Here is a 25,067-nt window from a genome sequence, read left to right on the forward strand (position 1 = left end):
AGCGTTGGCGCAGGAGGAATAGTGGCAAAGGAAATGATCTAAACCACCCACCCCTTGTCCCGCTTCGGCAGCGTCCGCGCGCCGTCGCGCAGCTGCGCCAGACCGACCGCGAGATAGCGGAACGCATCCGCCCCGTGGCTCGACCAGTCATGGACGGGCCGCGCCCGATAGGCCCGGAGCTTCTCGTCATAATCGCGCCGGTAGTGGCGCAGCGCCGCGAGGCCGGCGGCGCAGGCGTCGCGGTCGAACCAGCAGCGCGGCAGCAGCAGCCGGGCCGCATTGACGCCGTCCTCGATCCGCAAGGCCGGCAGCACGCGGGCCCGGAGGCCCAGCGAGGCCAGCGTCTCGATCCGGCTCACGCCCGTGCCCAGCTCGCGCACCTCGGCGTCATGCGGCAACCAGTGCTCGCCATAGACGAACCCGCGTTGCTGCAGCACCCGGACGTAATGCTCGAGCCCCTCGCCCGAAGCCTCGTAATAGCCGACGAGCCGCACCTCGGCCCCTGCGGCCTGCGCGAACCAGATCGCGGTCGAATCGTCCATGCTGAGGTCCCAGGCGGTATGGACCGGCAGGCGCGGGTCGCAAGGCACCGCCGCGATCCTGCCCTCCGCCGCCGCCGCCTCGATCAGCCGGCCGTAATAGCTGCCGGCCGCCGCGGCCTCGAAGCTGCATTCGAACTCTTGCGCATATTCCTCGGGCGTCATGACGCGTCGCGCCGCCGCCAGCTCCTCGGCCTCGATGAGCCCGGTCTCGCTCGCGCGATGCAGCGCCGTGAACCAGTCCGGATCGAGGCGCGCCGCCTCGTAGATCTCGTGGAACCCGTTGCGGCCCTGGGGCGTGCCGATGAAGATCGCCCAGCCCTGTCGGTCGGCCAGCGCCGGGCGCACCACCTCGCCGAAGATGCGCGGCGCCATCTGGCCATATTCGTCGAACACGATCCCGTCGATATAGAGTCCGCGCAGCGCGTCGGGATTGTCGGCGCCGAGGAGCGCGATGCGCGCGCCGTTCGGCAGGTCGATGCGCAGCTCGCCCTCATGGCGCAGCGCCCCCGGGATCGGCCCGGTGAAATGCTTGAGATAGTCCCAGGCAACGGCCTTGGCCTGGCGATAGGACGGCGCCAGATAGGCGAAACGCGGCCGGGGCAACAGGCAGCTCGCTGCCGCGCGGATCAGATGATTGACGCAGAGCACCGTCTTGCCGAAGCGCCGATGGCAGACCACCACATTGAAGCGCCGCATCTGCTCGTGGAGCGCCTGCTGCATCGGCCTCGGCTCGTAAGGCAGCTCGATCAGCGGTCCTTCCGGTTCTCCGGCACCTGAGCCGTTCGCGGTTTCCCGGCTTCGCCCCTGGGTTTCTTCGCTGCGGCCGGTTTCTGGTTCTTCGAATCCATCCATGCGAGGCGAACGACCTGTTCCGATGCCGCGCGCTGGCCGGCCGTCCGCGCGGCGGCGCTTTCCTTCCCGGGCACGGCGCCGAGCGCCCAGTCGATGATGTTCATGGCCGCGGTGATGCGGGCGGCGGGCGGCGACGCCGTGTCCCGGGCGACGCCCGCCAGCGCCCGCATCGCCACGCGGCATCTGTTGCGGGCGAGCCGGCGCACATACTGCTCGTTGGATTCCGAGTCCGCCGTGGCGTCGCGCTGCCGGCGGGGCGGCGACCGGCGACTGTCATTCTCGGTCATCGACGACGCTCCGCCATGCCATAGAGCTGCGCCAGCGCGTCGAGTCCGAGGACGATGGCGCTGCGCTGCTGCGCATCGCGCCGCCCTTGCGCCGGATGGGCCATGGCGGCCCGGCGCCCCGGGCCTTGTGGCTCGAGGAACGACGGCCACTGGGCGAACACCGCGACGTTCTCGGTCGCCCGCGCCACCGTGGCACCTTCCCGGAGCAGCCGGCGCTTGCCGCGGAGATAGAGACGATGAGCCAGGGCGAGGAAATCCTCGTCGCTCTCGACCGGCACCGGCGCCGCGTTCATCGCGAGCTGCTCGTAATGCGCGTTGGTGCTGAGATGCGGCCAGCGCACCGCCTTGCGGTAGAGCCAGGCATAGTAGCGGCCGGCCTGGGCCTGCCAGGGTTCGATCATCGCCTTCGCGGCCATGAGCGCCAGCGGGTCCTCCGCCAGGGACGGATCGGCGCCACCCGCCCGCAGGGCGCGGTGGCGCTGCAGCTCGGGCGTGCCGGGATCGATCCGGGGCGGATGCTTGCGCGGCCGGCCGCGCCGGCGGGGAGTTTCCGTCATGCGCGAGACCGCTCCGCCCTATTCCAGCTCCTCCTCGTCGAGCCCCAGCGCCCAGCGCTTGGCCCATTCGATCAGCCAGAGGGCGCGCTCGGCGGTCATCTCGCTGTTGATCACCTCGAACGCACCGTCGGCGGTGACGCCAAGCCCGATCACATCCTCCCATTCGACCTTGGCGATCTCGGCCGCGGCCTGCTCGGGCTTCAGCGTATCGGACAGCGGGAAATCGACGACGGGTGACGACATGCGCTCTCCTCGGGATGACAGGGCTGTGGGAATGGCACGATCGGACGAACGAAGGCGATCGACGGCGTCCCGGGGCCCCGGAGCGAGCCGCCGGTCTGCCTGGGCGGCCGGATGCGGCCCGGCCTCGAAGCACATGGCCCGGCCTCCGTCAAAGGCGTCGAACGATTGCGGATGGATGAGCTGGCGAGACGGGTTCTGCGCCCGTTCCCCGCGAGCATACGCATTTCTACAAAAATCCTACCGCAAAGTCAAGTGATTTTGCGTTTGAAACTTATCCACAAGCCTGCTAAGAGGAAGCATGAGCGAAATTTCCGAAGCCGCCCGGCGGCTCAAGCAGTTGCGCGAGCGATCCGGGCTCTCCATGCGCCAGGTCGCCGATGCGCTCGGCTGGTCGCTGACCCGCTATCAGCATTACGAGGACCGCTACAAGCGGCGCTGGCTCCCGCTCGATCTGGCGCGCCAGCTCGGCGGCCTGTTCGAGAGCCGCGGCATCGACCCGCAGGAGCTCCTGGCGCTCGCGGGCCTCGAGGCGCCCGATCTTCCGGCCCCACGCATGGGCCCCGTCTCGGGGCCGGCCCTGAGTGCCCGCGACCTGGTGACGGCGCCGCCGGGCCTCGGCCGCGACTTGCCGGTGCTGGGCGCCGTCAAGGGCGGCTCGGAGGGTTTCTACTTCAACGAAGGCGAGGCCAAGGAATACGTGCTGCGGCCCACGGGCCTGCAGGGCGTTGCCAACGCCTTCGCGCTCTATGTCGATGGCGACAGCATGGAGCCCCGCTATTTCGCCGGCGAGATGCTCTATGTGAATCCCAACCGGCCGATCACCAAGGGCTGCTTCGTCGCGATCGAGCTCGCCGACGGCCAGGGCCTGATCAAGCAGTTCCTGCGCCGCAGCGACGACCTCATCGTGCTGCGCCAGTTCAACCCGCCCAAGGATCTCCGCCTCGCCGCCCGCGACGTGAAGCGCCTCTACCGCATCACCGGCTCCGCCGAGACGAGCTGATCGCGAGCGTTCTATCCCTTCCCCGTTCCCGGGGGAGGGTGAGGGAGGGAAAGGCACGACAAACACCTCACCCCCTCCCCTTGCGGGAGGGGGTAGGGGGAGGGGCGCGAGCGCTCGATCGTTGCTGCAGAATCTCTCTTGCCCAACATACGTCTTTTGCGTATAATCCGCCGCGAAAAACCACACGCCACCGCAACCCGCGAAACAGGGAGATCGGCCATGCCGAGAGGCTTCGTCGCGCGCGAGCTCAGCATCCTGGCTTATGCCAACGGCTTCACGCTCTGGCACTACCGCACCAACGACAAGCCCGAGCTCGTCCTGTCGACCGAATGCGGCAATCCCGACTACACCGGCTATTTCGCGCCCGCCTGCGATCTCCTGCGGCGCGGCGACCAGGTCATCGTCAGCTTCGGCGGCGGCCCCGAACCCGATCTCATGACGCTCATCGTCACCGAGGCCGTGCCTTGCGGCTACGTCACGGTCCGGCCGCTGGGCGGCGCCAAGCTGCCGGAATCCGTTCCCGCCCCCGTCGCCACTGCCGAATTCGCGCCGGCTGGATAGCCGGCTCGGCAGGAGGAGCGCCCCTGCTCCTCCTGGATCCCCCCAATACCGAGGCCTCGCGAAACGGCCGGACGGCCTCTGGAGAGCCGGCTTGCCCGAGATGGACCTTCGCGCCGGCTAGTTGCTCGGCGCTGGCCCGCCCGTGGTGAGCGTGGCGGGCTGCTGCGGCGGCATCTCCGCCGGCCGAGGCCCGTAGAATCCGATCATCCGGCCGTACCCGTCCGGCAAAGGCTCCGCATAGCAGTCGGGGCGCGCCAGGGTCTCGTAGCAATAGATCTGCGGCGGCTGCACATAGGCGACCACCTCCGGCTGCTTGGGCTGACACATGCTGAAGGCCGAGGCGGTGCCGGCAAGCGCCAGCATGGTGAGCGCCTTGGGCCGCTTGGATTCCGCGTTAACCATAATCCGCCCCGCTTCTCCTCCGGGTCCGGAGGATCGCGCTGCGGCCTCTCCGGCCCCTGTCCTCGAAAGCCTTCGGCGGTGGAGGCTTTATTTCCTCACATCCACCACGACGCGGCCGCGCACCTTGCCGGCCAGGATCTCGGCGCCCAGCTTGGGCAGGTCGGCCAGCGTCGCCTTCTGGATCATGGCGTCGATCTTGTCGCCTGGCAAATCCCGCGCGACCCGCGCCCAGGCCTCCTTGCGGCGGCCCATCGGGCACATCACCGTATCGATGCCGAGGAGATTGACGCCCCGGAGCAGGAACGGGACCACCGTCGTCTCGAGCTTGGCGCCGCCGGCGAGCCCGCAGGCCGCGACCCCCGCGCCATATTTCAGCGTCGAAAGCACAGTGGCGAGCGTCGAGCCGCCCACCGCGTCGACGCAACCCGCCCAGCGCTCGCTGTCGAGCGGCTTGCCCGAGGGCGTGGCGATGCTGGCGCGGTCGATGATCTCGGCCGCGCCCAGCGTCTTCAGATAGTCATGCGTCTCCGCGCGCCCGGTCGAGGCCACGACCTTGTAGCCCAGATTCGCCAGCACCGCGACCGCGACGCTGCCCACCCCGCCCGCGGCCCCCGTCACCAGCACATCGCCCTTCTGCGGCGTGAGCCCCTCCTTCTCGAGCCCGATGATGCCGAGCATCGCGCAATAGCCCGCCGTGCCGATCGCCATGGCACGTTCCGGGGTCAGCCCCTGCGGCAGCGCGATCAGCCAGTCGCCTTTGACCCGCGCCTTCTCGGCATAGCCGCCCCAATGGATCTCGCCGACGCGCCAGCCATTGAGCATCACCTTGTCGCCCGCCTTCCAGGCGGGATGGCTCGACTGCTCGACCGTGCCGACGAAATCGATGCCGCCGACATGCGGATAGTTGCGCACCAGCCGCCCCAGCCCGCCCAGCACCAGCCCGTCCTTGTAGTTGAGCGTGCTGAGCTCGACCGCGACCGTCACGTCGCCCTGCGGCAACGCCGATTCCTCGAGCGACTTGATGCTGGCGGAAACCTTTCCGTCCTTCTCTTCGAGCAGCAGGGCCTTGAACATGGCGACGGGATCGCTCCTTCGCGGGGGATGAGGGGATTGTCGCCGGCCTGAACCGGCGCGGGGTCGGACTCTGAGCGGAGGCAGAGGCTCCGTCAACCGCCCGGGAAACGTCAGATCAGGAAGCCTCGGGGGGCTCCCCGCCTCTTTTCATTGTCATCGCCGGACTTGATCCGGCGATCCAGGGCAGAAGGCCCGGTGTCGGAGCCGAAGAGGACCCCTTCACCCCGGCAAGCACTCCGAAAAACGCACCGGCTGCCCGATCGGCCGCCCGATCAGCTCGTCCTCGCGCATCACGACATGGCCGCGGACGATCGTGGCCTTGGGCCAGCCCGTCACCGCCATGCCGTCGAACGGCGTCCAGCCGCAGCGCGTCGCCTGCTGCTTGGATTCGATGGTCCGCTTGGCCTTGAGATCGACGATGCTGAGATCGCCGTCATAGCCGACCGCGATCCGGCCCTTGCCGGCGATATTGTAGATTCGCGCGGGGCCGGCGCTGGTGAGATCGACCAGCCGCTCCAGGCTGAGGCGCCCCGCATTCATGTGATCCAGCATCAGCGGCAGCAGCGTCTGCACGCCCGGCATGCCGGAGGGGCTCTGCGGATAGGGCTTCGCCTTCTCGTCCTTGGTGTGCGGCGCATGGTCCGAGCCGATCACGTCGACGATCCCGTCGCGCACCGCCTGCCACAGCGCCTCGCGATGGCGCATCTCTCGGATCGGCGGGTTCATCTGCGCGAATGTCCCGAGCGCGCGGTAGCAGTCGGGGGCGGCCAGCGTCAGATGCTGCGGCGTCACCTCCATGGTGACGAGGTCCTTGTTGGCGGCGAGGATCGGCACCTCCTCCGCGGTCGTGACATGCAGGATATGGACGCGCCGCTTCGCCTGGCGGGCGAGCCGCATCACCCTCGCCGTGGCACGGGTCGCCGTCTCCACGTCGCGCCAGACCGGATGCATGGTGGGATCGGCGCCGCCTTCGACCAGCGCGCGGCGCTCGCGCAGGCGATACTCGTCCTCGGCATGGATCGCCACGCGCCGCGTGCCGTCGCGCAAGGCCTTCAGCAGCGTGTCGTCGTCCGCCACCAGGAGCGTGCCGGTCGAGCTGCCCATGAAGATCTTGATGCCCGAGGCGCCCGGCAGCCGCTCGAGCTCGGCCAGCTTCCCGACATTGTCGCTCGTTGCGCCGACAAAGAAGGCGACGTCGCACCAGACCCGGTCCTTCGCGAGGCTGAGCTTCTCCTCGAGCGCTTCGGCGCTGCTGGTGTTCGGGCTGGTGTTCGGCATCTCGAAGATCGCCGTCACCCCGCCCAGCGCTGCGCCCGCCGTCCCGGTCGCCAGATCCTCCTTGTGGGTCAATCCCGGCTCGCGGAAATGCACCTGGCTGTCGATCACGCCCGGCAGCACATGGAGGCCCTTGGCATCGAAGGTGTCCGCGGCCGGAAGGTCGATCCGACCGATGGCCGCGATCTTCCCGTCCTTGATCGCGATATCGGTGTCGACGGCGCCCGCGGTCGTCACCGCCCGGCCGCCCTTGACGATCAGGTCGAAGCTCTCTGCCACAGTTTTGTCCTCATGCCGGTCATGCGCCCATCTCTAGCAGTTTGCCAGAATGGGCGCACCCGAAAGGCATTGCGCCCGGACGGCATCGATCCGCCGCACGCTGCCGGCGGCCGCGTCACCCCCTTGCCGCCAGCCGAAGCTTCGGCCGCGACCGCTCTTCGTTAACCCCCAGCAAGATTGGCGCCATGAACGAATTGCGTTACTACTCCAACACGATGCAGGTTCGCCCCGTGATCCTCTCGGGCGGCGCCGGGACGAGGCTCTGGCCCCTGTCGCGCGCCACCTATCCCAAGCAGCTCATGCCGCTGCTCTCCGAAGAGAGCCTGCTGCAGGCGACGGCCCGGCGCGTGGCGCCTGCGCATGGTTTCCTGCCGCCCTTCGTCGTCTGCAACGGCGAGCATCGCTTCATGGTGGCCGAGCAGCTGCGCTCCATCGAGGTGACGCCCGAGGCCATCCTGCTGGAGCCGCTCGCCCGCAACACGGCGCCGGCCGCGGCCGCGGCCGCGCTGGCCGCGGCTGCCATCGATCCGGAAGCGGTGCTTCTGCTGCTGCCCTCGGACCACCATGTGGCGGACCCCGCCGCGTTCCGCGACGCCGTGGCCATGGCGCTGCCGGCGGCGCTGGCGAGCTTCCTCGTCACCTTCGGCATCACCCCCAGCAAGCCCGAGACCGGCTATGGCTATATCCGCCTCGGCGCGGAGCTTCCCGAGGCGCCCGGCTGCCGGCGGGTGGCCAAGTTCGTCGAGAAGCCCGACCTCCCGACCGCCCGCGCCTATCTGGCCGCCGGCGACCATGTCTGGAACGGCGGCATGGTGCTGTTCCAGGCGCGCCAGCTGCTGGAGGAGCTCGAGCGATTCGAGCCCGCCATGCTGGCCGCCGTCCGCGCCTCGCTCGCCGCGGCGGAACGCGACCTCGATTTCACCCGCCTGAGCGAGCCCGAGTTCGCGAACGCCGTCTCGAAATCGATCGACTATGCGCTCCTCGAGCGCACCGACCGCGCCGCGGTCGTGCCCTGCGACATGGGCTGGTCGGATGTCGGCTCCTGGGACAGCCTGTGGGAGGCCGCCCCCAAGGACGCGGACGGCAACGCGCTCGTCGGCGATGTGGTCGCCGTGGGCGTGCGCGACAGCTACCTGCGCGCCGAGAGCCGGCTGCTCGCGGTCCAGGGCCTGACCGGCGTCGTCGCCGTCGAGACGCCGGACGCGGTCCTGGTCCTGGCGCGCAACAAGGCGCAGGATCTGCGCTCCGTGGTGACGGCGCTCGACCAGAAGGGCCGCCACGAGCATCTGCGCCACCGCAAGGTGTTCCGCCCCTGGGGTTCCTACGAGCAGGTCGATGCCGGCCACCGCTTCCAGGTGAAGCGGTTGATCGTGCGCCCCGGCGGCAAGCTCTCGCTCCAGCGCCACGCCCAGCGCGCCGAGCATTGGGTGGTGGTGAGCGGCATCGCGCGGGTGACGCGCGACGGCCAGCTCTTCGACCTCATGGCCAACCAGTCGGCCTATATCCCGCTGGGTGCCGCCCACCGCCTGGAAAACCCCGGCGAGGAACCGCTCCATATCATCGAGGTCCAGTCGGGCGGCTATCTCGGCGAGGACGACATCGTCCGCCTCGAGGACGTCTACGGCCGGCGGTGATCGCCGTCGAATCCTATCCCCTTCCGCCTCGCTCTTTATCCCCTCCCCCTCCTGTCCTCCGTAGCCTGAAAGGCGAAGGAGGATGATGGGGGAGGGCGAGGGAGGGGGTGGGGCAGTCAACGCGTTCTATGATCCCCCCTTCCTAACCTTCCCCCCAAGGGGGGAAGGGATGGTATCGCGAGGTGGCGGCGCTTCTTCATACATCCCCGCCGCCTTTGACATCCCCCCGGCCGCCCGGAATAGTACCCGCCATCGACAGTGACCGTTTGCCCCCGACGGAGGCGGGCCCTTTCATGAATCAGATCAAGCCGAATTCGCTGGCCGCGCGCGACATCGCCTATCACCTGCACGGCTATACCAACGCCGTCCGCCACGAGCAGGACGGCCCGCTGATCCTGACCGAGGGCAAGGGCATCTATGTCCATGACGAGAACGGCCGTGCCTATATCGAAGGCATGGCCGGGCTCTGGAGCGTGTCGCTCGGCTTCGGCGAGGAGCGCCTGGTCGAGGCCGCGGTCCGGCAGATGAAGAAGCTGCCCTACTACCACACCTTCACCCACAAGACCTCGTCGGTGACGGTCGAGCTGGCCGAGAAGCTGATCGGCCTGGCGCCGGTGCCGATGTCGAAGGTGTTCTTCGCCAATTCCGGCTCCGAAGCCAACGACACGGTCATCAAGATCGTCTGGTACTACAGCAACGCGCTGGGCCGGCCGAAGAAGAAGAAGATCATCTCGCGCCAGAAGGCCTATCACGGCGTCACGGTCGCGACCGCGAGCCTCACCGGCCTGCCCAACAACCACCGCGATTTCGACCTGCCGATCGCCAACATCATCCATGCCGACTGCCCGCACTATTACCGCTTCGGCAAGGAGGGCGAGAGCGAGGCCCAGTTCGCCCAGCGCATGGCCGACAGCCTCGAGAAGCTGATCCTCGCCGAGGGCCCGGACACGGTCGCGGCTTTCATCGCCGAGCCGGTCATGGGGGCGGGCGGCGTCATCGTCCCGCCCGCGGGCTATTTCGACCTCATCCAGCCGATCCTGAAGAAATATGACATTCTGTTCATCGCCGATGAGGTGATCTGCGGCTTCGGGCGCACCGGCAATATGTTCGGGAGCGAGACCTTCAAGCTCAAGCCCGACATCCTGAGCTGCGCCAAGGCGCTCTCCTCCTCCTACCTGCCGATCTCGGGCGTCATGATCAACGAGAAGGTCTACCAGGCGCTGCGCGACAACAGCGCCAAGATCGGCACCTTCGGCCACGGCTTCACCTATTCCGGCCATCCGGTCCCCGCCGCGGTCGCGCTCGAAACCCTGAAGATCTATGAGGAGCGCAACATCCTGGCGCAGGTCCGCAGCGTCGCCCCCGCTTTCCAGCGCGAGCTCAAGCGCTTCGCCGACCATCCCCTGGTGGGCGAGACGCGCGGCATCGGCCTGGTCGGCGCGATCGAGCTGGTGAAGGACAAGCGCACCAAGGAGCCCTTTGCGCCCCAGCAGGGCGTGGGCTTCCAGGCCGCCAAGCTCTGCCAGGAGCAGGGGCTCATCACCCGCGCGATCATGGACAGCCTCGCCTTCTGCCCGCCGCTCATCATCACCGAGGCGGAGATCGGCGAGATGTTCCGCCGCTTCGCGAAGGGCCTCGACGCCACCTGGGCCTGGGTGCGCGAGCAGGGCCTCGCCGCCGCCTGACCCTCTCCCCGGCACCGCCGGCGATCCCTCCGGGAATCGCCGGCGGCGCTCGATCACGACAGCCAGGCCGCCGGTTCGCCCGGGGATCGGCGGCAACTTAGCCCGCTATTCCCCGCCGTGGATCGATCCCGCCGCGATGTCCGGCCGAAGTTGTACTGGTTCAGGGATGGTTCGGCCGTAAGGGCTGTCCATAAAGGCGGCAACCGGCCGGTCACACCGCCCGAAGATCGGGCAACCGGCCCCAATCGGTCGGCCGGGGTCGCCTTCCTGCAACAAATGACTCCCAATTGCGGGAATCGTGCCGTAGCATTTCGCACCGCACCCGAACGTGGCCGGCGGCTCGTTGGCCCGTGGAAAAGAAGTGCGCAAACAAGAGTCTGGGAGTGATGCGGTCTCGGAATGAACAAGCGGCAGGATAACTACGTCAGCTTCAAGGACGTCCAGAAGAGCTATGACGGCGAAACGCTGGTCGTCAAAAACCTGAACATGGATATCGCCCAGGGCGAGTTCTTGACGATGCTCGGCCCCTCGGGCTCCGGCAAGACCACGACCCTGTTGATGCTGGCCGGCTTCGAGGTGCCGACCAACGGCCACATCTATCTGGACGGGCAGCCGATCGACAACATGCCGCCGCACAAGCGCAACATCGGCATGGTGTTCCAGAACTACGCGCTCTTCCCCCACATGACGGTCGAGGAAAACCTCGCCTTCCCCTTGCAGGTGCGCAAGATCGACAAGGTCGAGATCGCGAGCCGCATCAAGCGGGCGCTCGACATGGTCCAGCTCGGAGCCTATGGCAAGCGCCGGCCGGCTCAGCTCTCGGGCGGCCAGCAGCAGCGCGTCGCCGTCGCCCGCGCCCTCGTCTTCGATCCCAAGCTGGTCCTGATGGACGAGCCCCTCGGCGCCCTCGACAAGCAGCTGCGCGAGCAGATGCAGTTCGAGATCAAGCATCTTCATGACCGCCTCGGCATCACGATCGTCTACGTGACGCACGACCAGAGCGAGGCGCTCACCATGTCGAACCGGATCGCCGTCTTCAATGACGGGATCATCCAGCAGCTGGCCACCCCGGACGATCTCTACGAGCGGCCGCAGAACGCCTTCGTCGCGCAGTTCATCGGCGAGAACAACAAGCTGCGCGGGCGGATCAAGGCCGTGAACGGCAAGACCTGCCAGGTCGAGATCGAGGGCGGCGGCACCGTCCAGGCGACGCCGGTCAAGGTCGATGGCGTCGGCGCCTCGACGCTGCTGTCGCTGCGCCCGGAGCGGGTGAAGGTCAATCCGCCCGCCGGCGCCGTGCCCAACCTCTTCACCGCCAAGGTCGAGGAGCTGATCTATCTGGGCGACCATATCCGCACCCGCGTGTCGGTCTGCGGCCACAGCGATTTCGTCATCAAGCTGCCCAACGCCGAGGGCATACATCAGTTCGAGCCGGGGTCGACCATTTCGATCGGCTGGAAAGCGGAGGATTGTCGGGCGCTCGACGCGCACTGACAGACGAGCTCAGAAGGCGGCACCCGATCGATTGATGGACCCTGGGGTGCGGTCTTGCGGAGCGACATCAACCGCCGGCAGGAAACGACCGGCATTTCGCAGGGAGTGCAGTAGAGATGAAGACCCGTATATTGATGACGAGCTCTCTCGTCATGGCTGGCGTCGCGGCATTGGCCCTGACCCTGGCCAATCCCGCCTCGGCCGAGGACAAGGCCCTGACCGTCGTGTCCTGGGGCGGCGCCTATCAGGCGAGCCAGCAGGAAGCCTATATCAAGCCGTTCGCCAAAGAGACCGGCACCAAGATCACCGAAGAGGAATATAACGGCGAGATCGCGAAGATCCGCGCCATGGTCGAGGCCAAGGCCGTGACTTGGGATGTCGTCGACGTCGACACCCAGACCGCGCTCGCGGCCTGCGCCGAAGGCATTCTCGAGCCGATCGACTACGCGAAGATCGGCGTCGACAGGTCGAAGATGATCGGCGGCGACCAGTTCGACTGCGCGGTCCCCACGATCCTCTACTCGACCATCTTCGCCTATGACGCCGACAAGCTGAAGGACGGGCCGAAGACGGTCGCCGACCTGTTCGACACCAAGAAATTCCCCGGCAAGCGTGCGCTGCAGAAGAACCCCTTCATCAATCTCGAATGGGCGCTGATGGCGGATGGGGTCGCGACCAAGGATCTCTACAAGGTGCTGAGCACGCCCGAGGGCGTGGACCGCGCCTTCAAGAAGCTCGACACCATCAAGAAGGACGTCGTGTGGTGGGAAGCGGGCGCCCAGACGCCGCAGCTCCTGGCCGACGGCCAGATCGTGATGGGCTCGACCTGGAACGGCCGCATCTACAACGCGATCAAGAACGACCACAAGAACTTCGTGATCGTGTGGGACGGCCAGGCGCCTGACTACGATCTGTGGGCGATTCCGAAGGGCAGCCCCCGTACGGACCTCGCCTATCAGTTCATCGCCTTCGCCACGAAGCCGGAGAACCAGGCCAACCAGACCAACTACATCTCCTACGGCCCGGCCAACACGGAGGCGACGCCGCATATCGCGCCGGACGTGCTGAAGGACCTGCCCTCGGCGCCGGACAACATGAAGAACGCCATCATCGTCGACCCGCAGTTCTGGGCCGACAAGGGTGAGGAGCTGCGCGAGCGTTTCAACGCCTGGCTCGCCCAGTAATGGCTTTGCCGGGGAGGGAGCCCCAGGGCTCCCTCCCCGTTCCTTTTCCGGAATTGGCTTGAATCATGGTTGCGACGACGGCTCCCGACATCGTGCGCACGGCGGACGGCGTTCCCCTCAAGCAGAAGCTGCAGCGGGTCGAGCGGTCGCGGCAACTGAAGGCGGTCGGCCTGGTGATGCCGCTGCTGCTCTTCATCATCCTGTCCTTCGCCTTGCCGATCCTGACGATGCTGAAGAACGCGATCGACGATCCGGAGGACATCAGCCAGGTCCTGCCGGCGACGATGCAGGCGCTGCAGAGCTGGAACGGCCAGGACATCCCCGACGAAGCGGCCTTCGCCGCCCTCGCCGCCGACCTGAAGCAGGCGCAGAAGGACAAGACCGCCGCCCTCGTCGGCAAGCGGCTCAATTACGAGATCTCCGGCATCCGCAGCAAGGTCATCGCCTCGGCCCGCAAAGCCGAGAAGCTCGAGGCCGGCCCCTACAAGGACGCCATCATCGCCATGGACCCGGTCTGGGGCGAACGCGACACCTGGGCCACGATCAAGCGCGCCGACAGCCCCTGGACCTCCTTCTACCTGCTGGCGGCGCTCGACATGCAGCGCGATGCCGACAATTCGCTGGAGAGCGTCCCGGCCGAGCGCTCGATCTACAAGACGGTGTTCGTGCGCACCTTCTGGATCGCCTTCCAGGTCACGCTGGCGACCCTGATCCTGGGCTTCCCCGTCGCCTATCTGCTGGCAAAGCTGCCGACGCGCTATTCCAATCTGCTGATGATCTTCGTGCTGCTGCCCTTCTGGACCTCGCTGCTGGTGCGCACCACGGCCTGGTTCGTCCTGCTCCAGGACAACGGCCTCATCAACGAGATGATCCAGCTGCTGCATTTGTCGAGCGAGCCGGTGCGGCTGATCTTCAGCCGTCTCGGCACGATCATCGCCATGACCCACATCCAGCTTCCCTTCACGCTGCTGCCGATCTACAGCGTGATGAAGACCATCTCGCCCAGCCATGTGCGCGCGGCGCGCTCGCTGGGGGCAGGTCCCTTCTATGCCTTCTGGCGGGTCTATTTCCCGCAGACCGTTCCCGGCATCGCGGCCGGCTGCCTGCTCACCTTCATCCTGTGCCTGGGCTACTACATCACGCCGGCGCTGGTCGGCGGCGCCACCGACCAGATGGTGAGCAACCTGGTCGCGACGGCGATCAACCAGGAAAACAACTGGGGCAAGGCCTCGGCGCTCGGCGGCATCCTGCTGGCCGCGACCTTGATCCTCTACTCGGTCTATAACCGCCTCGTCGGCGTCGACAAGATGAAGTTCGGGTGATCCAAATGCCGATGCCGGCCTACGCCACCACCCCCGAACGCGCCTGGTATTACGCCCATCGCGTCATCGTCGCGGCCATCCTGCTGTTCCTGATCGCGCCGATCCTCGTGATCATGCCGCTGTCCTTCAACTCGGAGCCTTACTTCAGCTACCCGATGCCGGGGCTGTCGCTGCGCTGGTACGAGGATTTCTTTACCAACGACCGCTGGACCCTGGCACTCCAGAACAGCATCATCGTCGCGGTCTCGGTCACTCTGGTTTCGACAGCGCTCGGCACGCTCGCGGCGCTGGGCCTGAGCCGCCCGCGCTTTCCGGCGCGCGGCCTCATCATGAGCCTGCTGATCTCGCCGATCGTGGTGCCGGTGATCATCTCGGCCGTCGGCATGTATTTCTTCTACACCCGCGTCGGCCTAACCAACTCCATTCCCGGCGTCGTGCTGGCCCATACGGCGCTGGCGACGCCCTTCGTGGTCATCACCGTCACGGCGACGCTCTCCGGCTTCGACCAGACCCTGACGCGCGCGGCCGCCAGTCTCGGCTCCAACCCGGTCCATTCCTTCTTCAAGATCACCCTGCCCCTCATCCTGCCCGGCGTGATCTCGGGCGGGCTCTTCGCCTTCGTCACCTCCTTCGACGAGGTGGTGGTGGTGCTCTTCATCGCCAGCCCCGAGCAGCGTACCCTGCCCAAGCAGATGTTCAGCGGCATCCGCGAGATGATCAGCCCGACCATCACCGCCGCCGCCACCCTGCTGATCCTGTTCGCCGTGGCCATGCTGACGACGGTCGAGCTCCTGCGCCGCCGCTCGGAGCGCCTGCGCGGCATCCGGAGCTAAGCCGCGCCCGGTCCTTTACTGTCATCCTCGGACCGGCCCCCCCGTGTTGCGCCGAAGGCGCACACGAGGACAGGCGCCGGCCGGATCCGGGGATCCGGTTCTCCCGCCCCATGCCCTCCGGAGCTCGGAGAGCGTAGGAGGGCGGGTCGCCGGATCAAGTCCGGCGATGACAACAAAGAGGCGCCTGGCCTAGAGTCCCGGCCCGTCCGGAACCGCCTCCATGAATCGAGACAACAGCCTCATTCCCAGCGAAGCCGTCCGCCTCGCGGCCTTGGGCAGCCTGTGGCAGGCCGCCAAGCGCTATGCCGACCTGGCGACCGAGGTGCGGCATTTCACGGGGCGCATCGTCGGCCCCTCGCTCGAGCTGCTCGGCCCCTCGCTCGAGGTGCTGCGGCTCGAAGGGCTGATCGATGTCGAGCCCGGCAGCGGCGAAGGCGCGGCGGCGGTCATGGCCATCACCGAGGCCGGTCGCCAGGAGCTGCACCGGCTGATGACCGCGAGCCTGCGGGGCCCGCAGGGCGAGATCAACAAGCTGTTCGTGGCGCTCAAGATGCGCTTCCTCGACGCGCTGACGCCCGAGGAGCGGCGCCTGCAGGCCGATCTCCTCGCCGAGATCTGCGAGCAGGAGCTCGCCCGCCTCGAGGATCTGCGCGCGCACCATGCCGGCGAGCCCGGCCATCTCCTCGACTGGCTCGACCACGACATCGCCCAGACGCGAAGCCGCCTCGCCTGGTTCCACGCGCTGCGGGAGCGGTTGTAGCACGCCTATCGTCTCCTCCCCCGTCTTCGGGGGAGGATTAAGGAGGGGGATGACGCGATGTCAGCGACCGAGCCGCCCCCTCCCTTGCCCTCCCCCGAAAACGGGGGAGGGGACATTCATTGCGTCAAAACAAATGCTGCCCGCCCGTGACGAAGATCTCGGTTCCCGTCACATAGGCGAAATCCTCGGTGCAGAGCCGGAACACGGCCGAGGCGACCTCCTCGGGACGGCCCATGCGGTGCATCGGGATGCGCGGGATCAGCGCCTCGTATTCCGGCCCGATCATCGCCGTCTCGATCTCGCCCGGCGCCACCGCGTTCACCCGCACGCCGAGGCTCGCGAACTCGACCGCCATCTCGCGGGTGAGCGCCGAGAGCGCCGCCTTCGAGGTCGAGTAGGCCGAGCCCGCGAAAGGATGGATCGCATGGCCGGCGATCGAGGTGATGTTGATGATCGAGCCCTTGCCCTTGTGCAGCGCCTTGGCGAAGCCGCGCGCCAGGCGCAGCGGCACGAAGAGGTTGAGCTCGAACACGTCGCGCCAGGCGGCGATGTCGCCATTGAGGCAGCCGAGCCGCTCCTTGAAGGGCGTCTTGGGCGAGATGGCCGCGTTGTTGATGAGCGCCGTGAGCCCGCCCCCATCGCCCAGCAGCGCATTGGCTTGCGCGACGAAGCGCTCGAGATCCTCGCCCTGCGCCAGGTCGGCCGTGATGTGCTGGGCCCAGTTCGGGTCCCGCTTGCACTCCTCGGGCGGCGCCTCGCGGCTGCAGGTGATCATGCGCCAGCCTTCCTGGCTGAAGCGCTTGACGGTGGCATGACCGATGCCGCGGCTGGCACCGGTCAGGATCATGGTTTTGCGGTCCTGGGTCATGGCGCGACTTTACCATGATCCCCTCCCCCGCGCTGCGGGGGAGGGTCGGGGAGAGGGCTGCTCGGTCCGCGCAGCCCTCTCCCTGCCCTTCTCCCGCAAGCGGGAGAGGGAATAGAAATCGCGCCTAATGCGCCATCAGCACCGGTAGGGCCGCATTGGCCAGCACGTAGCGGGTGGTGCCGCCGAGGATCATCTCCTTGAGCCGGCTATGGCCATAGCCGCCCATCACCACCATGTCGGCCGAGAGGCTGGCGATCCGGTCGAGGAGGGCGCGGCCGATCGGCCCGCCGCCGAGCTCGAGCCGCACCACCTGGGCATTGATCTTGTGGCGCGACAGATAGGCGCCCACCGCCGCCGCCGGCGCCGGCTTGTCCTCGTCGCCCACCGTCAGCACCGTCACCTGCTTGGCCTGCCGCAGGAACGGCAGCGCCACCGCCACGGCGCGGGCCGACTGGGCCGTGCCGTTCCAGCCGATCACGATATTGTCGCCCGTGGCACCCGAATAGCCTGCCGGCACCATCAGCACCGGGTGGCCGGTATCGAAGATGGCAGCGTCCAGCAGCGCCGTCTGCGTCAGGCTGTCCTCGCCCGAGGGCCGCGCCATGACGATGAGGTCCGTGAGGCGGCCCGCCGCCGCGATATTGTCAGGCCCCGGCCCGACCACCTCGCGCCAAGTGGTGATGCCCGGCGCCTCGGCGGATAGCCGGTCATAGGCCTCGCGGGCCCGCTTGGCGCGGGTCTCGACCGCCTGGGTCATGGATTCGATCATCTGCTCGACCAGCGCGCCCGACATGCCCTCGCCCACGATGGGCACCAGGGTCGAAGGATCGGCCCGGAGATGGAGTACCTCGAGATGGGCCTCGAATCGGCGCGCCACGCCGAGCGCCGTCTTCAGCACGCTGTCGCTCGACTGGCCGCCATCGGCAAGCGCCAGGATCGTGGCAATGTTGGTCATGAGCCGCCCCTCTTTCCAAAGCGATGATAGATCTCTGGTTCCTCGTCGGAACCGCATCAGGCTACAGGATCACACGTGGCCTACCTTGATGCAAATCAAGCGTTTCCGGGCGCCGTCGCCGCGCCTCGATATCGTCCCTCCCCCCTTGTTGGAGGGAGGTTAGGAAGGAAGTGACCGTAGATCGCGATGCTCCCCCACCCCCACCAAGGGCCAGGGGATAAGAAGGCGAGAGAAGGCATTCGCACCTTCACCCGAACGTCTTGCGCCCCTCGTTCACCCCTTCCGGGTCCTCGTGAATGATCACCTCCGCGGTCGGGAACGCTTTCAGCACCGCCGCCTCGACCTCGTCCGACAGCTCATGCGCCTCGGTCAGCCGCATCGCCGGATCCATCTCCAGATGGAACTGGATGAAGCGGTGGGGACCCGATCGGCGCGTGCGCAGATCGTGCATGTTGCGCACCCTCGGATTGGCCATGACGATCGCCCGGATCTGCTGGCGCTCTTCGTCCGGCATTTCGCGATCCATCAGCATGTCGAACGAGCCGCGCGCGATCTGCCAGGCGGTGAGGATGATGTAGAAGGCCACCCCGATCGCGAAGATCGGGTCGGACCGCTCCCAGCCGAACTGGCTCGACAGGACGAGGGCTGCGAGCACCGCCAGGTTGGCCGCGATATCGCCCACGTAATGGAGGGAATCGGCCGAGACCGCGATCGAGCCGGTGCGGCGGATGACGGAGCGCTGGAACAGCACCAGCACGAACGTCATCGCCATCGAGAACAGCATCACGCCGATCCCGACGGCGCCATGGACGACCGGCTGCGGCGTCACCAGCCGCCCGGCCGATTCGAAGAACAGGAACAATGCCGAGCCGGCGATGAAGGCCGACTGGCCCAGGCCGGACAGCGCCTCGGCCTTGCCGTGGCCGAAACGGTGCTCACGATCGGCCGGCGTCAGCGCATGGCGCACGGCGAGCAGGTTGACCAGCGAGGCGGCCGCATCCAGGAGCGAATCGAGCAGGGTCGAGAGCATGCTGACCGAGTCGGTCAGCAGATAGGCGACGGCCTTGGCCAGGATCAGGATCACCGCCGTGGCCATCGAGGCGTAGGTTGCCAGGCGCATCAGCCGCGCCGCTTCAGGCGGCAGCTTCGGGCCGTTGGACAGTCCTGCAGTGGCGTCGGACGAGGACATGAAGCGGAGTGGGTCCTTGGTTTTCTTTCCCGCGAGGGAAAACTGCTGTGGGGACGGCCGCAGGCTCGCCTTTACCCGTTCCTGTCAGGCCCGGACTTGATCCGGGTATTCGGTCCTTCGGCCCCTGGATCGCCGGATCAGGTCCGGCGATGGCAGAAAGACGGGGGCATGATGGGCCGCTCAGGGATAGAGCTTCTCCGTGCGCCAGCCCTCGCCCTCGCGATGATAGACGAGACGGTCATGGAGCCGAAACGGCCGGTCCTCCCAGAACTCGATGCGCTGCGGCACGACCCGGAAACCCGACCAGTAGGGCGGGCGCGGAACGGTACCGAGGCCGAACTTCAAGGTGAACTCGGCCACGCGGCGCTCCAGTTCCAGCCGCTCGGTCAGCGGCCGCGACTGCTGCGACGCCCAGGCGCCGATCTGGCTGGTGCGATGCCGGGTCGCGTAATAGGCGTCGGCCTCCTGCGCGCCGACCTGCTCGACCGGGCCCTCGACCCGGACCGACCGGCGCAGCGACTTCCAGTGGAAGCAGAGGGCCGCCTTCGGGTTCGCCAGGATCTGCTGGCCCTTTCGGCTCTCATAGTTGGTGTAGAAGGTGAAGCCGCGCTCGTCGGCCTCCTTGAGCAGCACCATCCGCAAGCTGGGTTGGCCGTCGGCGCCGACGGTCGCCAGGGCCATGGCGTTGGGATCCTCGGGTTCGCGGGCATTCGCCTCGGCAAACCAGCGCTGGAACAACGCGAAGGGCTCGGCAAAGGAACGTTCGCTCATGGCAGTCCTTGCGGGATGGGGTCGCATGGCAGGCGGCTTTGGTCAGGCGGTTGAATTTGCCCGAACTCTGCCCATTTTTCACGGGTCGCATCGTGTCCCGCCGGAAGACCAGCCATTCCCAATTCGAGGTTCAGACCGCCTGCCCGGTCCGGAACGCTGGGCGCGACGGGGCCCGGTGCATTAGGATCGCATCCATGCGCATGACCTTTGCAAACGCCTCTCATCTCCAGGAATCGCGGACAGCCCCGGCTTCGCCGGGCGTGAACGGCCGCCGGTCCGCTATGGCGAGGGCCTGAACCCATGCGCGATCCTTATGAGGTCTTGGGCGTCGGGCGCAGCGCCAGCGCCGACGAGATCAAGCAGGCCTACCGCAAGCTCGCCAAGAAGCTGCATCCCGACCTGAACCCCGGCAACAAGAAGGTCGAGGCGCAGTTCAAGGAGGTCGCGGCGGCCTATGACCTGCTGGGCGATCCGGAGAAGCGGCGGCGTTTCGATGCCGGCGAGATCGATTCGAGCGGCGCCGAGAAGCCGCGCCAGAGCTATTGGCGCTCCTACGAAGGCGGGCGCGGCGGCAAGTATCGCGGCGGTGCCGACAACAGCTTCGGCCTGGGTGAGGAGGAGCTGAGCGAGGACTGGTTCGCCAACCTGTTCGGCGACGGCCCGCGCGGCGGCGGTGCCGGCGCGCGCGGCTATGCGGGCGGCCAGACCGTGCGGATGCGCGGCGCCGACGTGTCCTATGTAGCGCCGGTGGAGTTCCTCGAGGCGGCGCTGGGCGCCAAGAAGCGGCTCACGCTGACCGACGGCAAGGTGATCGATTTCAACATCCCGCCCGGCACCAAGGACGGCCAGACCTTGCGCCTCAAGGGCCAGGGCCTGCCGGGGTTCGGCGATGGCGGGGCCGGCGACGCCTATGTCGAGATCAAGGTCAAGGCGCATCCGACCTTCCGGCGCGAGGGCGACGACATCCATATCGAAGTGCCGGTGACGCTGCAGGAAGCCGTTCTCGGCGGCTCGATCGAGGTACCGACCATCGACGGCCGCGTCACGGTGACGGTGCCGAAGGGCTCCAACACCGGCACGGTGCTGCGCCTCAAGGGCAAGGGCGTGGTCGACCAGAAGACGCGCCAGCGCGGCGACCAGTATGTCCGGCTCAAGGTGGTGCTGCCGCCCAAGAGCGACGACAAGCTGGCCGAGATGGTCGAGCGCTGGGCCAAGGAAAATCCTTATCGGGTGCGCGAATGACCCGCTGGACGCTGGAGCAAGTGGTGGCCGAGATCGGCGTCGATCGCGCCGCCGTGACGAGCTGGGTCGAGCAGCACTGGGTGCTGCCGGAGAGCGAAGGCGGCGCCTGGCATTTCGACGATCTCGATCTGGCCAGGCTGCGCCTCATCGCCGAGCTCACCCAGGAGCTCGAGATCGGCGACGAGGCGATCCCGGTCGTGCTCAATCTCCTCGACCAGATCTACCAGCTCCGCGACAAGCTCGCGGCCCTGGAACAGGCGATCGAGCAGGCCTCGCCGGATTGCCGCGCCGAGATCGCGCAGATCCTGGGCGGCGGCAAGACCGACGATTAGCCCGGCACCCGGCGTCTTCCTTCGTCTCTGCCCGCCGGACTTTTGTAGGCAATTTTCAGGATTTGCCTACACCCCCGCCATGCCCTCTTTCTTCACCACCCCCTCCGGCGCTGTCATCCCCTCCTCCGCCTCGAACCGGAGCTCGACGGGGGTGGCGGCCAGCTTGGCGAGGAGGTTCCGCTTCCGCCGGATCGGCCACCAGTCATAGAGGAAGATCTCGAGCGGCCGCCAGTTTGCGACCCAGCCGAGGATGAAGAAGCCTTCGGCGATCAGGTTGCCGATGGCGGAGTCGGGCAGATAGAGCCGCACGGCCTGGTTGACCAGCACCGCCGCGACCAGCACGCAGAGCCCGATGGAGAGCGACCATCGCCCGAGGCGGAACAGCTCGCGCAGATCGAGCGCCGCCTGCTCCGAGCGATAGCGGAAATAATGATGCAGTCCCTCGGGGATGTCCCGCGCGGTCCGATGCTTCGCCGCCCGCTCGGGCAGATGCAGGACGATGACGAAAGGCCGGCGCTTGTCGAGCTCGCGCGCCGCGCCGACGATGTAATGCTCGGCCTCCTCGTCGAGATCGCGCTCGGGCAAGGGCGAATGATCGAGCGGGTTGAACAACTGCTCGACCGACCGGATATGCAGCTCGATGGGTTGCGGGTCCATAGCGCGCCTGGATGATCATCCCGCATCGGACGGGGTCTGTCGACGGCCGGAAGCCGGCAGCCTCACGGCCCGGGCATCCGCAGCCGCTTCCCTTCCGCTTCCGCCTGACCGGAATCGAGGAAGGCGTTGCAGGCTTCGAGCTCGCGGCGGGTTTCGTCGAGCCCGCGCCAACCGATCGCGGCGGTCCAGCGCTGCGCGTAATCCAGCATGCGGATCAGCGGCTCCGTCAGCCCGCTCTGCGACAGCGCCTTCAAGGCCGAGAGATAATTCGCGCGATAGACCGTCGGGATCACGATGCGCTCCTCGCCGGCAGCGACGAGCTCGGCGTTCATCATGATCCGCGCGGTCCGGCCATTGCCGTCCGCGAAGGGGTGAACCTCCGCGACCAGGGCCATCATGAACACGGCACGATGGAACGGCGCCTCAAGGCTGCGGCAGAGATCGAAGCCCTGCGCCAGTGTGCCCCGGACCAGATCGGGAGCGACGAAGACCGTCGCGCCGGCGCGGTTTCCCAGCCGCTTGAACTCGCCGGGCCGCGTGTCGGGACGGCCCGCCATGATCGCCGCATGGCGTGCTGAAAGCAGCTGGGTGAATATTTTGGCGTCGTTTGGTGTCCGCCGCATCTCCTGCGCGTCTGAGACAACGCGCCAGGTGTCGAGGATGTCGTGGGCGTCCTGCGGTCGTTCCTGCGGGATCACACCGCGAAAGACGATGTCGGCCGCCTCCCCGACGGCAAACTCCGTGCCCTCGATGAAGTTGGAGAAGTAGGCCTCGAAGAAGGCGAGCGTGGCGGCGCCTTCGGGATCGCGCGCCGGCGCTGGGCGCACCAGCGGCGGCCAAGCTCGCAAAGACGCGTGCAGCGCTTCGAACAGCACCAGCCGGTCTGGGTCGTAGGGCCGGCCCTGCCGGCGGGCGAGCGCTGCGGGCGCGCTTAGCCTGGCCTCGCGGGTACCGAGAAGGGCACCAATCATCGCATCGAGCGCGACGGCCTCCTGCTCCAAGCCGAGAGTGGGGGCGATTGCGCGTGCCTCGTCGCGCAGGCGATTGGCCGCCGCCTCACCCTCGCGGCGGATCAGGCTGTCGAGCCGCTCCTCGAGCGCGCGCCGGCCGAGCGTGCGCGCGACCAAGCCGCCGCGCGCGCGCGAGGGCCGCAGATTCTCGAGGAAGGCGCGCGCCGTCGAGCCGAGGTGCAGGCCGGCGATGAAATCCCTGTCGGACGGCAAGGGACCCGAGCCGCGCCGCGCGCGCAGCGTGACGCCCGGCAGGACGATCGTCCTGTCGCTACCGGCGATCAGGCAGACGGAGCCGTCTGTGGCGGGGGCGTTCTCGAGCGCGGTCCGGTCGGCGATGAGCGCACCGGGAAAGAAGCTCGCGACGATGGGCCAGAGGTTGCGACGGACCACGGCCTCGGGCGGATCGGTCAAATTGCGGGTATAGAGACGGGAGGCAAGCTTGCGCAGCCGGCCGGCCCGGGCCGCCCGCGAGACGGCACGGGTCATGGCCGCACCGGAGACGAAGGCCTCCGGCATCCCGTCCCAGGTTCCGGCAGAGGATAATCCGGCCATTAAGGGGCCTCCCGGGTGGCAGAATAGGGATTTTTCCCGGGATAAGGAACCTAAAAGGGGATTTTTCGGGAGTTAAGGGCGGAAAATCCGCAACGGGGCGCTCTTTTGGCAGCCGGGGGAGGTTATACCAGCAACCCGGTTTTCCTGGGATAACGGCCCCGCCCCAGTGCGTCGAAATATTTCAGGAACAGCAGCCGCGATGTCCTTCAGGAACGACCGAAGCAGTCGCCGGTCTCGTTCAAGGTCGTCATCAGTGCAGGAGTCACGCGATTCTCGGGCCGCGAATACTGATCGAAGAGATTCCGCACGCGAAGGCCCCGTGGCAGGTCAGTAATCAAGCAGGGGAGATGGTTCGACGCTCTAGCGAGAGCATGCGCTGCATAGCCGCACAGTACCTTGAGTCACTCGTCTGCGCGCTGCCTCCAGAGCCGCCTCTTGTCGTTGAAACTCGCCAAGTGCAATCCATTGCCCATTGTCACGCCGTGTTCCGCCGGCGACTCCCTGACCTTCATTGCAGAACGGGCAATCGTGCCGATGAACTTTCGTAGTGTGACCATGAGCGCGCCAGTTCTCATATGCGAAATATTTCATCGACCCCCCTCAATCAACAGCGCGACAGCAATGAAATGGAACCCGTTCCCCGCCCTAACTTATTCAATCCAAGCCTGTCCCCTTGAGCCACCACGCTCTCATTCCGCCTTCAGCACCGCCACGATCTCGGCCAGCTCCTCCGCGAGTTGCCCCGGCAGCCTCCGTTTGAACACCTCGGCCAGGCTCTCGTAATACCAGAGCGTCCGCTCCTTCGGCTGGCCGAAGCGCTTCCATATCTCCGCGCCGATCTCGGACTTCCTCAGATCGCGCAGGATGGCGCGGGCGTTGTGGACCTTGTCGGCGAGCGAGACGCGCAGCACGTCCTCGCCGGCCTTCTCCAGGTGAGCGATATATTTTCGCTTGCGCTCCTCCCAGCCGGCCTTGCGCTCGCCCGCAGCGGTGTCTGCGAGGCTGTCAGAGCAGGCCTCGACGATGCGGGCGACGCGCGGACCGAAGCGGTTGCGCACGTCATCGAGCCGTGCCTTGCCGCCCTGGTCCTCGGCGCTGTCATGAAGCAGGCCGGCGATGGCGAGGTCCTCGCCGCCGCCGTACTCCAGCACGGTCGCCGCCACCGCGAGCAGGTGGGCGACATAGAGCGTGCCGGTGCCCTTCCGCACTTGGCCACCATGGACATGGGTGGCATAGAGCAGCGCCCGATCGAAGCGATCGGTCAGGACGGTGGCCTGGGTCATGGGTGGGTTCCCCGCTTGGAGGGACAGTGTCGGGCAGATGGGGCCGGGGCGCAACCGGAGCAGGATATCGGCCGGCCGCTTGATCCGGCCCCTGCTCGGCTTCAGAATTGCCGCCATCATCCCGTCTCGACGGCCAGCGCCTGCTTCGTAGGAGCATGGGGACCGCGCCCGGTGGCCTGGCGCTGGACGCTTCATAGCCGACGAGATCGCTTCGCTCTGCT

General features: G+C 67.3%; 25 protein-coding genes. 11 read left to right on the plus strand and 14 right to left on the minus strand.

Annotation, left to right across the window (positions count from 1 at the left end; all coding sequences use genetic code 11):
- Positions 1-38 precede the first annotated feature (38 nt).
- Genes FRZ61_RS18655 through FRZ61_RS18670 form a run of 4 tightly spaced genes read right to left on the minus strand, consistent with a single transcriptional unit; the run spans position 39 to position 2,481 of the window.
- Positions 39-1,262, minus strand: a complete 1,224-nt coding sequence (locus FRZ61_RS18655; RefSeq protein ID WP_151119144.1) for a terminase large subunit domain-containing protein — start codon at positions 1,260-1,262, stop codon at positions 39-41.
- Positions 1,263-1,288: 26 nt separating this feature from the next.
- Positions 1,289-1,681, minus strand: a complete 393-nt coding sequence (locus FRZ61_RS18660; RefSeq protein WP_151119145.1) for a hypothetical protein — start codon at positions 1,679-1,681, stop codon at positions 1,289-1,291.
- On the minus strand, positions 1,678-2,238 hold the full coding sequence (locus FRZ61_RS18665) for a hypothetical protein (RefSeq protein ID WP_151119146.1): 561 nt from the start codon (positions 2,236-2,238) through the stop codon (positions 1,678-1,680). Before FRZ61_RS18665 ends, FRZ61_RS18660 begins: the two co-directional genes overlap by 4 nt.
- Before the next feature lie 18 nt (positions 2,239-2,256).
- Positions 2,257-2,481 (minus strand): hypothetical protein, encoded by a 225-nt coding sequence (locus FRZ61_RS18670; RefSeq protein WP_151119147.1) that lies wholly within the window; start codon positions 2,479-2,481, stop codon positions 2,257-2,259.
- Positions 2,482-2,779: 298 nt separating this feature from the next.
- On the opposite strand from FRZ61_RS18670, the gene FRZ61_RS18675 reads away from it, so the two are divergent.
- Both FRZ61_RS18675 and FRZ61_RS18680 read left to right on the plus strand, forming a co-directional pair.
- Positions 2,780-3,481 (plus strand): XRE family transcriptional regulator, encoded by a 702-nt coding sequence (locus tag FRZ61_RS18675; RefSeq protein WP_151119148.1) that lies wholly within the window; start codon positions 2,780-2,782, stop codon positions 3,479-3,481.
- 219 nt (positions 3,482-3,700) lie between these two features.
- The gene (locus FRZ61_RS18680; protein ID WP_151119149.1) at positions 3,701-4,042 is read left to right on the plus strand and encodes a hypothetical protein; all 342 of its coding nucleotides are present in this window, start codon (positions 3,701-3,703) and stop codon (positions 4,040-4,042) included.
- Between the two features lie 117 nt (positions 4,043-4,159).
- On the opposite strand, the gene FRZ61_RS18685 is transcribed toward FRZ61_RS18680, so the two are convergent.
- From FRZ61_RS18685 to FRZ61_RS18695, 3 genes are all read right to left on the minus strand, one after another.
- Complete coding sequence (locus tag FRZ61_RS18685; protein ID WP_151119150.1) at positions 4,160-4,444, minus strand: hypothetical protein; 285 nt, start codon at positions 4,442-4,444, stop codon at positions 4,160-4,162.
- An 87-nt stretch (positions 4,445-4,531) separates the two neighbouring features.
- Positions 4,532-5,518 (minus strand): acrylyl-CoA reductase (NADPH), encoded by a 987-nt coding sequence (gene acuI, locus FRZ61_RS18690; RefSeq protein WP_151119151.1) that lies wholly within the window; start codon positions 5,516-5,518, stop codon positions 4,532-4,534.
- Positions 5,519-5,737: 219 nt separating this feature from the next.
- The gene (locus tag FRZ61_RS18695) at positions 5,738-7,072 is read right to left on the minus strand and encodes a dihydroorotase (RefSeq protein WP_151119152.1); all 1,335 of its coding nucleotides are present in this window, start codon (positions 7,070-7,072) and stop codon (positions 5,738-5,740) included.
- Between the two features lie 185 nt (positions 7,073-7,257).
- On the opposite strand from FRZ61_RS18695, the gene FRZ61_RS18700 reads away from it, so the two are divergent.
- The 7 genes from FRZ61_RS18700 to FRZ61_RS18730 all read left to right on the plus strand — a co-directional run bounded on the left by FRZ61_RS18700 (position 7,258) and on the right by FRZ61_RS18730 (position 15,984).
- Positions 7,258-8,706, plus strand: coding sequence for a mannose-1-phosphate guanylyltransferase/mannose-6-phosphate isomerase (locus FRZ61_RS18700; protein ID WP_225308891.1), 1,449 nt, complete (start codon positions 7,258-7,260; stop codon positions 8,704-8,706).
- 293 nt (positions 8,707-8,999) lie between these two features.
- Positions 9,000-10,391 (plus strand): aspartate aminotransferase family protein, encoded by a 1,392-nt coding sequence (locus FRZ61_RS18705; RefSeq protein WP_151119153.1) that lies wholly within the window; start codon positions 9,000-9,002, stop codon positions 10,389-10,391.
- Positions 10,392-10,790: 399 nt separating this feature from the next.
- Complete coding sequence (locus tag FRZ61_RS18710; protein WP_151119154.1) at positions 10,791-11,885, plus strand: ABC transporter ATP-binding protein; 1,095 nt, start codon at positions 10,791-10,793, stop codon at positions 11,883-11,885.
- Positions 11,886-12,037: 152 nt separating this feature from the next.
- On the plus strand, positions 12,038-13,069 hold the full coding sequence (locus FRZ61_RS18715; RefSeq protein WP_151119155.1) for an ABC transporter substrate-binding protein: 1,032 nt from the start codon (positions 12,038-12,040) through the stop codon (positions 13,067-13,069).
- Between the two features lie 65 nt (positions 13,070-13,134).
- Positions 13,135-14,391 (plus strand): ABC transporter permease, encoded by a 1,257-nt coding sequence (locus FRZ61_RS18720; protein WP_151119156.1) that lies wholly within the window; start codon positions 13,135-13,137, stop codon positions 14,389-14,391.
- Between the two features lie 5 nt (positions 14,392-14,396).
- Positions 14,397-15,224, plus strand: coding sequence for an ABC transporter permease (locus tag FRZ61_RS18725; RefSeq protein WP_151119157.1), 828 nt, complete (start codon positions 14,397-14,399; stop codon positions 15,222-15,224).
- A 220-nt stretch (positions 15,225-15,444) separates the two neighbouring features.
- Positions 15,445-15,984 (plus strand): hypothetical protein, encoded by a 540-nt coding sequence (locus FRZ61_RS18730; RefSeq protein ID WP_151119158.1) that lies wholly within the window; start codon positions 15,445-15,447, stop codon positions 15,982-15,984.
- Positions 15,985-16,108: 124 nt separating this feature from the next.
- On the opposite strand, the gene FRZ61_RS18735 is transcribed toward FRZ61_RS18730, so the two are convergent.
- From FRZ61_RS18735 to pdxH, 4 genes are all read right to left on the minus strand, one after another.
- Entirely contained in the window at positions 16,109-16,852 is a 744-nt protein-coding gene (locus tag FRZ61_RS18735; protein WP_151119159.1) for an SDR family NAD(P)-dependent oxidoreductase, read from the minus strand.
- Positions 16,853-16,976: 124 nt separating this feature from the next.
- Complete coding sequence (locus FRZ61_RS18740) at positions 16,977-17,807, minus strand: universal stress protein (protein WP_191909099.1); 831 nt, start codon at positions 17,805-17,807, stop codon at positions 16,977-16,979.
- Positions 17,808-18,054: 247 nt separating this feature from the next.
- On the minus strand, positions 18,055-18,996 hold the full coding sequence (locus FRZ61_RS18745) for a cation diffusion facilitator family transporter (protein WP_151119161.1): 942 nt from the start codon (positions 18,994-18,996) through the stop codon (positions 18,055-18,057).
- Positions 18,997-19,176: 180 nt separating this feature from the next.
- Positions 19,177-19,767, minus strand: a complete 591-nt coding sequence (gene pdxH, locus FRZ61_RS18750) for a pyridoxamine 5'-phosphate oxidase (protein WP_151119162.1) — start codon at positions 19,765-19,767, stop codon at positions 19,177-19,179.
- A 300-nt stretch (positions 19,768-20,067) separates the two neighbouring features.
- Between pdxH and FRZ61_RS18755 the strand changes: the two genes are divergently transcribed.
- Both FRZ61_RS18755 and FRZ61_RS18760 read left to right on the plus strand, forming a co-directional pair.
- Positions 20,068-21,009 (plus strand): DnaJ C-terminal domain-containing protein, encoded by a 942-nt coding sequence (locus tag FRZ61_RS18755; protein ID WP_151119163.1) that lies wholly within the window; start codon positions 20,068-20,070, stop codon positions 21,007-21,009.
- A complete protein-coding gene (locus tag FRZ61_RS18760) occupies positions 21,006-21,341 on the plus strand; it encodes a chaperone modulator CbpM (RefSeq protein WP_151119164.1) in 336 nt (111 codons plus the stop codon). The genes FRZ61_RS18755 and FRZ61_RS18760 overlap by 4 nt, the downstream gene beginning before the upstream one ends.
- 66 nt (positions 21,342-21,407) lie before the next feature.
- Here the strand turns inward: FRZ61_RS18760 and FRZ61_RS18765 are convergent, their stop codons facing one another.
- The 3 genes from FRZ61_RS18765 to FRZ61_RS18775 form a co-directional block, all read right to left on the minus strand.
- Positions 21,408-21,998, minus strand: coding sequence for a hypothetical protein (locus FRZ61_RS18765; RefSeq protein ID WP_191909100.1), 591 nt, complete (start codon positions 21,996-21,998; stop codon positions 21,408-21,410).
- A gap of 62 nt (positions 21,999-22,060) precedes the next feature.
- Positions 22,061-23,527, minus strand: a complete 1,467-nt coding sequence (locus tag FRZ61_RS18770; protein WP_225308892.1) for a Fic family protein — start codon at positions 23,525-23,527, stop codon at positions 22,061-22,063.
- 725 nt (positions 23,528-24,252) lie between these two features.
- Complete coding sequence (locus FRZ61_RS18775) at positions 24,253-24,846, minus strand: HD domain-containing protein (protein ID WP_151119166.1); 594 nt, start codon at positions 24,844-24,846, stop codon at positions 24,253-24,255.
- Between the last annotated feature and the right edge of the window lie 221 nt (positions 24,847-25,067).

This window comes from Hypericibacter adhaerens (assembly GCF_008728835.1).
In the GTDB taxonomy this organism is placed as follows: domain Bacteria; phylum Pseudomonadota; class Alphaproteobacteria; order Dongiales; family Dongiaceae; genus Hypericibacter; species Hypericibacter adhaerens.